General features: G+C 56.7%; 9 protein-coding genes and 1 pseudogene. All 10 read right to left on the reverse strand.

Annotated elements, in window-relative coordinates; genetic code table 11:
• A partial coding sequence (locus ACOCD2_RS07330; protein WP_419591592.1) for a tetratricopeptide repeat protein occupies positions 1–246 on the reverse strand: 246 nt, incomplete at its 3' end.
• Positions 247–295: 49 nt separating this feature from the next.
• Positions 296–517: pseudogene (locus ACOCD2_RS07335) on the reverse strand (hypothetical protein); the annotation flags it as partial.
• Positions 518–658: 141 nt separating this feature from the next.
• Complete coding sequence (gene pyrF, locus ACOCD2_RS07340; protein WP_293645527.1) at positions 659–1,348, reverse strand: orotidine-5'-phosphate decarboxylase; 690 nt, start codon at positions 1,346–1,348, stop codon at positions 659–661.
• Positions 1,345–2,517, reverse strand: coding sequence for a lipopolysaccharide assembly protein LapB (gene lapB / locus ACOCD2_RS07345; RefSeq protein WP_293645529.1), 1,173 nt, complete (start codon positions 2,515–2,517; stop codon positions 1,345–1,347). Before lapB ends, pyrF begins: the two co-directional genes overlap by 4 nt.
• Before the next feature lie 4 nt (positions 2,518–2,521).
• Positions 2,522–2,812, reverse strand: coding sequence for a LapA family protein (locus tag ACOCD2_RS07350; protein WP_293645531.1), 291 nt, complete (start codon positions 2,810–2,812; stop codon positions 2,522–2,524).
• 66 nt (positions 2,813–2,878) lie between these two features.
• Positions 2,879–3,682 carry a 4-hydroxy-tetrahydrodipicolinate reductase gene (gene dapB, locus ACOCD2_RS07355; protein ID WP_293645533.1) on the reverse strand — a complete coding sequence of 268 codons (804 nt, stop codon included), beginning with the start codon at positions 3,680–3,682 and terminating at the stop codon, positions 2,879–2,881.
• 16 nt (positions 3,683–3,698) lie between these two features.
• Positions 3,699–4,832: a molecular chaperone DnaJ gene (dnaJ, locus tag ACOCD2_RS07360; protein ID WP_293645535.1), complete on the reverse strand. Its 1,134-nt coding sequence runs from the start codon at positions 4,830–4,832 to the stop codon at positions 3,699–3,701.
• A 119-nt stretch (positions 4,833–4,951) separates the two neighbouring features.
• Entirely contained in the window at positions 4,952–6,886 is a 1,935-nt protein-coding gene (dnaK, locus tag ACOCD2_RS07365; protein WP_293645537.1) for a molecular chaperone DnaK, read from the reverse strand.
• A 91-nt stretch (positions 6,887–6,977) separates the two neighbouring features.
• Entirely contained in the window at positions 6,978–7,529 is a 552-nt protein-coding gene (gene grpE / locus ACOCD2_RS07370) for a nucleotide exchange factor GrpE (protein WP_293645539.1), read from the reverse strand.
• Positions 7,530–7,720: 191 nt separating this feature from the next.
• On the reverse strand, positions 7,721–8,761 hold the full coding sequence (hrcA, locus tag ACOCD2_RS07375; RefSeq protein ID WP_293645541.1) for a heat-inducible transcriptional repressor HrcA: 1,041 nt from the start codon (positions 8,759–8,761) through the stop codon (positions 7,721–7,723).
• Positions 8,762–8,914: the final 153 nt, after the last annotated feature.

Here is an 8,914-nt window from a genome sequence, read left to right on the forward strand (position 1 = left end):
GAGTCCCAAGTTTACTTGGGCCTTGGGTAAACCTTGCTCAGCAGCTTTTTGGTACCACTTTACGGCCTCTTTGAAATCCTGCCGTACGCCCCGGCCATTGGCATACATGAGTCCCAGATTGTACTGGGCAAGGGCATAACCTTGCTCGGCGGCTCTGCGGTACCACTTTACGGCTTCTTTTAAATCCTGCCGCACACCTTGGCCTTCCGCATACATGACCCCCAGGCATGAACTGGGCATCGGCATCACCTTGCTCAGCTGCTTTGCGGAACCACTTCATGGCTTCCTTGAAATTCTGCCCCACGCCTTGGCCATTGTCATACAGGACCCCCAGAGCGTACTGGGCACGGGCATCACCTTGCTTGGCCAATGGCTCCCAAAGTTTCATTGCGGTTGTATAGTCATTGCGTTCATACGCTGCCCGCCCATCTTCAAGATCCCCCGCCTGAACGAGGCTCCCTGTCAGAATCAATACCAAACCGATAATCAGAAGAGTTTTCATAGGATATTTCTTCATTTGGATGAATGTCTGTGTAATTGATTGTAGGTATCCTTGCCCGAATTGGCGGTGAAGGCATGGGAGCCATTTTCCGGAGCTTTATCTGATCCCGCTACCTGGTCCTCGTCCCTGTATGGGAGAAGGAAAAGGCAACTGTGTTTACAGAGAGGCGTTTATGTCTTTCAACGCCTGCAAGGGATCTGGAGCCGCCGTCACCGGCCGGCCAATGACCAGGCAGCTGGAACCGGCGGCCATGGCTTCAGCGGGCGTCATGACCCGTTTCTGGTCGTCAAGGGAGGCGCTGGCGGGGCGCACGCCGGGGGTGACCAGCAGGAAATCCTGTCCCGCCTGTTCACGTATGGCGGCTGCTTCCAGGGGCGAGCAGACCACGCCATCCAGCCCGGCGGATTCGGCCAGAGTGGCCAGGCGCAGGACATTCTCTCCAGGGGTGCCGGAGAAACCGATTTCATGGATGTCCTCCTCGCCCAGGCTGGTGAGGATGGTGACGGCGATCAGCTTGGGCCGATGGGATTTGCCTTCAAGGCGCTCCCGGGCGGTTTGCATCATTTTCCGGCCACCGGAGGCATGGAGGTTCATCATCCATACGCCCAGATCGGCTGCGGCATCACAGGCAGCGGCCACGGTGTTGGGAATATCATGGAATTTCAGATCGAGGAAGACATCGAAGCCCCGCCCCACCAGTTTTTCCACGAAGGCGGGACCGAGACGGGTGAAGAGTTCCTTGCCTACCTTGAGGCGGCATAGGGAGGTATCGAGCTGATCCACCAGCGACAGGGCTTTGGCTTCATTGGGAAAATCCAGGGCGACGATGACAGGGCTGGTGCTCATGTTTGTTTTTCCTCGGGTTCTGATTTACGGCGGATGCTGCCCCAGCTGCGGCAGCTCGGGCACTGCCAGTGCAGGGTGTTCGCCATGAAACCGCATTTGCGGCACTGATAGGCGGGACGCTCGGCCAACAATTGCTCCACATGGGTTTTCATGCTCAGCAGCATTTGTTCCGCCTGGATATCGGGCAAAGAGGCATTCAGCTCGATCAGTCGCAAAAGCCCCTTGAGGGTTGGATGCAGGTGCATTTCCTTGCTGAGAAAACCCCGCGCGGCGGTTTCATCTTCTGTTTCTGTAATGATCTCGGTGATGGCCAGCGCAACCGCTACATCCATGCCATTGCCGAGAAAGTCCTGCAGATAGACTCTGAGCGCCGGCAGATCGGAAAGCCGCCGGTAGCATTCCATCAGATCGGGCAGCACTTCCGGCAGGTAATAGGCATCCTTTTCCACCGCCTGCCGCAACAGGCGGATGGCCGATTTGCAGTCCGCCTGCGCCATGGCCATATGGGCCTGCATGTGCATGGGACGCACACTGTGGGTATCAACCGATGCCGCTTTCTTTAGCAGTTTTCCCGCACTGTCCGTGTTTCCCTTGCGCAATGCTTCTTCGGCCAGTTCACAATAGAAATGAGAACGCTCCAGGGACAGGGGCTCATCGATAAGGGGAGCCAGCTCTTCTGCAGTCTTGAGGCAGGATTGCCAGTCCTTTTCCTGCTGATAGACAATGAGCAGATTCTCCAGCGCCTTGCGCACATGAAGTTTCATTTCCTTCAGCTCGAGGAAAAGATTCTCTGCTCTGTCATAAAGGCCTGCCCGCATATAGTCCATGCCCAGTTCGAGCAGGGCCTGGGCGCGCTGTTCCTGAGGCAGCGCAGGCCGGGCGATAAGATTCTGGTGGATGCGGATAGCGCGTTCCACTTCACCCCGGCGCCGGAACAGGCTGCCCAGGGCCAGGTGGGTTTCCACGGTTTCGCTGTCTACTTCCAGCAACTGCACGAACACGTCGATGGCCTTGTCGGGTTCTTCGTTGAGCAGATAGTTCAGGCCACGGAAATAGGCAGGGGTCGTGAGGCGGTCGGCTTCCTCACAGCCTTTGGCCATACTGCGCTTTGCTGCCCACCAGCCGGAGGCAGCGGCAACAGGCAACAGTATCCACAGCAGTTCCTGCATGATCTTATCTGTCCTTCACCGGAATGGTGCGCAGATTGTTCACTTCTTCGCTGGCCAGACGCGCCTGGCGGCGCAAGCGCTGATTCTCGTGCCTGACCCGGGCCATCAGCAGCAGGCTGCTGAGCACACCGAGCAGCGCCCCCAGCCCCACCATGACCAGCACCAGCAAACCTAGGGGCACGCTGAAATCGCGGAAATAGAAATGCACATCGACGGGCTCCGGGTTGATGGAGGCAAACCCCGCGCCCAGCAGGGCAAAACCCAGCAGCAATATGAATTTGATCAGCTTCAGCAACCCGCTTCTCCGGCGATCATGAATAACCTCGTATGATAGCCCAAGGCCGGAGCGGATAGTAGGGAATCAACGCAGGCCCAGCACATCCTGCATGTCGAACAGGCCATGGTCCCGGTTGTGGAGCCACTGTACCGCCCTGGCGGAGCCGTTGGCATAGGTCATGCGGCTGGAGGATTTCACGGCGATCTCCACCCTTTCCCCTTCGGCGGCAAACCAGACGGTATGTTCTCCCACCACATCTCCGGCACGAATGGTCTCGAAACCGATGGTCTCGCGCTTGCGTTCACCCGTGATGCCCTGGCGTCCATAAACCGCTACTTTTTCCAGGTCACGCCCCAGTGCATCTGCCACGACTTCACCCATGCGGATGGCCGTACCGGAGGGAGCATCCACCTTGTGGCGGTGATGCGCCTCGATGATCTCGATATCAGATTCCTCACCCATGACCCGGGCAGCAATATCCAGCAGTTTGAAACACAGGTTCACGCCGACACTCATATTGGGTGCAAACACGACGGCAATTTCCTTTGCAGCATCGGCGATCACCTGTTTCTGCTCCTCGCTGAAGCCGGTGGTACCGATCACCATTTGCTTGCCGTTGCTGCGGCAGATTTCCAGGTGATTCAGAGCAGCCTCGGGGCGGGTGAAATCGATGACCACATCGAATTGACCGATGGACCCGGCCAGGTCTGCAACAATGGGCACACCCAGTTTGCCGATACCGGCCACTTCCCCCGCATCGGCGCCGATCAGCGATGATTCAGGGTATTCCGTCGCCACCCCAAGCTCCATACCTTCGGCTTCCTGTACTGCCTGTACGAGTGACTTGCCCATTCTGCCGGCGGCGCCGACCACAGCTACTTTGATCATTGTCTGTTCTCCTGATTCAGAATCCCATTTCCTTGAAAAAGCTTTTTACGCCGTCCAGCCAGGAACTGGCGTTGGGGCTGTGCTTGCGCCCGCCGCCCTGCAGGGAGGATTCCAGTTTTTCCAGCAATTCCTTCTGCTCGTCATTGAGGTTGATGGGGGTTTCCACCACGACTTTGCACAGCAGATCGCCCACCAACCCGCCGCGTACCGGCTTGATACCCTTGCCCCGGATACGGAACAGTTTGCCCGTCTGCGTACCGGCAGGCACCTTGAGCTTGACCTTCCCTTCCAGGGTAGGCACTTCCAGTTCCCCGCCAAGCGCCGCCGTGGTGAAGGGAATGGGCACTTCGCAATACAGGTTTGCGTCGTCACGTTCGAAAATGGGATGGGGTTTGACGTGTATCTGCACGTACAGATCACCCGCCGGGCCGCCGTTCTCTCCGGCTTCTCCCTCACCGGCAAGGCGTATCCGGTCGCCGCTATCCACACCGGCAGGCACTTTGACAGAGAGTGTCTTGTGCTTCTGAATACGGCCCTGACCATGACAGGCCGGACAGGGGTCATCGATCTGCACACCACGTCCGTGGCAGGTGGGACAGGTCTGCTGGGCAATGAAAAAGCCCTGCTGCATCCGTACCTGGCCGCTGCCCCCGCAGGTGGTACAGGGCTTTGGTGAAGTGCCTTTTTTCGCACCACTGCCCCCGCAAGCATCGCAGGTCACCTGCGCCGGTATACGGATCTTGACCGTGGTGCCCTTGACCGCATCTTCGAGGGACAGCTCCAGGTTGTAACCCATGTCCGCACCGCGCTGATGCCGGTGCCCTCCCCGGCCACCGCCACCACCGAATATGTCGCCGAACACATCACCGAAAATATCGCTGAAGCTGCCGCCGGCTCCGCCACCCATACCGGCTGCCCCTTCCACACCGGCATGGCCGAACTGGTCATAGGCAGCACGTTTCTGATCATCAGATAGCACTTCGTAGGCCAGTTTGACCTCCTTGAACCTGATTTCGGCCTGTTCGCCATCCTCGCCGGAATTCCTGTCCGGGTGGTACTTCATCGCCAGCTTGCGATAGGCTTTCTTTATCTCTACGCTGGTGGCCGTACGACTGACCCCCAGCACTTCGTAGTAATCACGTTTGGACATGATTGTTCCCGTCAGCTAATACTTTATTCCGCCCTGAAATTGTGGGCGGGTAAAATGCAAAAATCCGGGAGCAGTCGAGCTGCTCCCGGTTTTTCGGCACACCAGACCGGTTTCCGGTCTTACTTCTTGTCGTCCACTTCTTCGAACTCGGCGTCGACCACATCATCGTCGGCCGCAGCACCGGATGCTGATTCACCAGCAGCACCAGCGGCACCCGCAGCGCCGGCGGCGTCACCGGCATCTTGGTACATTTTCTCTGCCAGCTTGCCGGATGCTTCTGCCAAGGCCTTGGTCTTGGCTTCGATGGCTGTCTTGCTGTCACCTTTCATGGCTTCTTCAAGTTCCTTCATCAGGCTCTCGATATTCGCCCGCTCGGCGCCGTCCACCTTGTCGCCCATCTCTTCCAGGGACTTTTTGGTGGCATGCAGCATGGCATCAGCCTGATTGCGTGTTTCCACCATCTCGTGGAACTTCTTGTCTTCCTCGGCATGAGCCTCGGCATCCTTGACCATTTTTTCGATCTCTTCATCACTCAGACCTGAAGAGGCGGTGATCTTGATGCTCTGCTCCTTACCCGTCGCCTTGTCCTTGGCGGACACATTGAGAATGCCGTTTGCGTCGATGTCGAAGGTCACTTCGATCTGTGGTACGCCACGGGGCGCCGGCGGAATGTCCGTGAGGTCGAACCGGCCCAGTGACTTGTTGGCCGAGGCCATTTCCCGCTCACCCTGCAGTACATGCACGGTGACCGCAGACTGGTTGTCATCGGCAGTGGAGAAGATCTGCGATGCCGTGGTTGGAATCGTGGTGTTCTTCTCGATGAGCTTGGTCATCACGCCGCCCATGGTTTCGATACCCAGGGACAGTGGCGTAACGTCCAGCAACAGTACATCTTTGACTTCACCGGAAAGCACACCACCCTGGATGGCCGCACCGATGGCTACCGCCTCATCAGGATTGACGTCCTTGCGGGGCGCCTTGCCGAAGAATTTTTCCACGGTCTCCTGCACCTTGGGCATGCGGGTCTGACCACCCACCAGGATGACATCGTCGATATCGGATGCGGACAGACCGGCATCTTTCAAGGCAACCTTGCAGGGGGCGATGGTTTGCTCCACCAGTTCATCAACCAGGGATTCCAGCTTGGCCCGGGTCAGCTTGATATTCATGTGCTTGGGCCCGGAAGCATCTGCGGTGATATACGGCAGGTTGATGTCGGTCTGCTGGGCAGAGGAAAGCTCGATCTTGGCTTTTTCCGCAGCATCCTTCAGGCGTTGCAGCGCCAGGGGATCGTTGCGCAGATCCACGCCCTGCTCGTTCTTGAAAGACTCGACCAGAAAATCGATGACACGCATGTCGAAGTCTTCACCACCGAGGAAAGTATCACCGTTGGTGGACAGTACTTCGAACTGGTGCTCGCCATCGACTTCGGCGATTTCGATGATGGACACGTCGAACGTACCACCACCCAGGTCATAGACCACAATCTTCTTGTCGCCAGGACTCTTGTCCATGCCGTAGGCCAGTGCGGCTGCGGTGGGCTCGTTGATGATGCGTTTCACATCCAGACCGGCAATACGACCGGCATCCTTGGTGGCCTGACGCTGGGAGTCATTGAAATACGCAGGAACGGTGATAACCGCTTCGGTGATGGTTTCGCCCAGGTAGTCTTCCGCAGTTTTCTTCATCTTCTGCAGAATCTTGGCAGACACTTCCGGCGGCGCCATCTTGGTGCCATTGGCCTCCACCCAGGCATCGCCATTGTCTGCCTTGACGATCTTGTAAGGCACCATTTCGATGTCACGCTGCACCACTTCGTCATTGAACTTGCGTCCGATGAGGCGCTTGATGGCAAACAGGGTGTTGTGGGGATTGGTCACCGCCTGGCGTTTTGCAGACTGGCCTACCAGTACTTCTCCTTCCTGGGAAAAGGCCACCACGGAAGGCGTGGTGCGATCACCCTCGGCATTTTCAATAACCTTGGGCTGATCGCCCTCCATTACGGCGACACAGGAATTGGTTGTACCCAAATCAATGCCAATAATTCTGCCCATTTGTAATTTCTCCGTTAAAAATTCGTTAGTTACAGTTCTAATTTTGCTACTGATTACCCAGATGGGGGCGTATGTCCCGATTTCAAGAGTTTTATGCTGCCTGCGACACCATTACCATCGCCGGTCGCACCAGGCGGCCGTTGAGCAGATAGCCCTTCTGCACCACATTGACCACGGTGTTGGGGGGTACATCGTTGGTGGGCACCATACCCATGGCCTGGTGCAGCTCAGGATTGAAGGGTTCGCCCTCGGGATCGATCTGTTCCACACCAAACTTGTTCATGGCGTCTGCAAGCATTTTCAGTGTGAGTTCGGTGCCTTCCAGGAGTTTTTCCACATCATGGTTTTCCTGAGCGGCATTGAAACCCAGCTCCAGGCTGTCCCGGACACCAAGCAGTTCACCCACGAACTTCTCCAGCCCGTATTTGTGGGCATTTTCCAGCTCCCGCTGGTGACGTTTTTTCAGGTTGTCCATCTCTGCACGCGTACGCACTACCTGATCCCAGTGTTCATCCGCCTTGCTGCGCACATCTTCCAGGAGCCTGCCCAATTCTTCGTGAGACAGGTCTTCCCCATTGCCGGAGGCTTTGTTTTCGGGAGTTTCCGTCAACTCTTCGTCGCTGTATTCCTGCTCTTTGTCCATCTATGTTCCTCTTTTTACAGCAAATTAACGTAAGGAAGCGTTGATCTGTCCCTGAACTCGCATCTTGCCCCTGAAATGTCCAGAACAAATCAGCACTTCCTAAAAAAATCTCTTCTGACTGAAGAAAACCCCGATGGATTCCGGGCTTGGCAGACAGAAAAGATCAAGATATGCAGAGAAATAGGGGTGCCTCAGGCCGATTTCAAGGCTGCTCCCAACATTTTTGCGGTGATGTCCACGATGGGTATCACCCGGTCATACGCCATACGGGTCGGCCCGATCACGCCGAGCACGCCAACCACGGTATTGTCCATCTCGTAGGGCGCGGTCACCACACTGCATTTTTCCAGCGGGCCATAACCGGATTCCTCACCGATGAACAGCTGCACGCCCTCCGCCTGGCTGCAGCGATCCAGCAGATGCAGAATTTCCTGTTTTTCGGAAAAGGCATCGAACATCATTTTGATGCGGTCCAGCTGCGCCAGTTCATCGAAATCCATGAGATTGGTCTGGCCGGAGACGATATAGTCCTGATCTTCCCCCTCATCCTGCAATGCCTTGTCGGCAATGCTCAGAGCCTCACGCATGAGCTTGTCCATGTTTTGCTGGTACTCTTCCATTTCCCGGACAATGCGGCTCTTGATCGCATCCAGTTCCAGCCCGCTGTAGTGATCATTGATGAAACGGCTGGCCTGCTCCAGCTCATCACGGGTAAACCGGCGGGAGGTTTCCACGATACGGTTGAGCACCTCACCCTGGCTGGTGACCAGAATCGCCAGAACGCGCATGTCGGACAGGTGCACAAACTGCAGTTCACGGATGAGAATCTGATCATGGCGGGGAATCATCACCACGCCGGCCATATGGGTCAGCCCGGACAGGAAACGGGAGGCGGTTTCCACCAGATTCTGCGGTGCCTCTTTCTCGTCCAGCTCGCCCTGCAGACGCTTGATCGAGCGATGATCCACAGGCTGCAGGGAAATCAGGGAATCCACGAACAAGCGGTAACCATGGACCGTCGGCACCCGCCCCGCCGAGGTATGGGGCGAAGTGATCAACCCCTGGTCTTCCAGATCCGCCATGACATTGCGAATGGTGGCCGGACTGAGTTCCATGCCTGCGTCCTTCGCCAGGGTGCGTGAACCCACCGGCTGTCCGTCGCGGATATACCGTTCGATGAGCACTTTCAGGAAGTGCTGAGCCCGTTCATTGAGTGCCTGTTCGTTTAACATGTCCTGCCATATATCGCGCAATTCTGAAGGTGAATCAAATACTACCCGCAGAGCGGGTAGTATGATGAAAGCCCCCGGAGGGGGCTATTGTCAGAGTCCCGCCAACCTTAACTGCTCTTGGCGCTTCTCTTCCCGTTCCTGATTCTTTAATGT

This window comes from Thiolapillus sp. (assembly GCF_048562965.1).
Lineage (GTDB): Bacteria > Pseudomonadota > Gammaproteobacteria > Chromatiales > Chromatiaceae > Thiolapillus > Thiolapillus brandeum_A.

Coding starts and splice junctions, on each gene's coding strand:
- hrcA (WP_293645541.1), bottom strand. CDS start 8,761: ATGTTAAACGAACAGGCACTCAATGAACGGGCTCAGCACTTCCTGAAA.
- dnaK (WP_293645537.1), bottom strand. CDS start 6,886: ATGGGCAGAATTATTGGCATTGATTTGGGTACAACCAATTCCTGTGTC.
- dnaJ (WP_293645535.1), bottom strand. CDS start 4,832: ATGTCCAAACGTGATTACTACGAAGTGCTGGGGGTCAGTCGTACGGCC.
- dapB (WP_293645533.1), bottom strand. CDS start 3,682: ATGATCAAAGTAGCTGTGGTCGGCGCCGCCGGCAGAATGGGCAAGTCA.
- lapB (WP_293645529.1), bottom strand. CDS start 2,517: ATGCAGGAACTGCTGTGGATACTGTTGCCTGTTGCCGCTGCCTCCGGC.
- pyrF (WP_293645527.1), bottom strand. CDS start 1,348: ATGAGCACCAGCCCTGTCATCGTCGCCCTGGATTTTCCCAATGAAGCC.
- grpE (WP_293645539.1), bottom strand. CDS start 7,529: ATGGACAAAGAGCAGGAATACAGCGACGAAGAGTTGACGGAAACTCCC.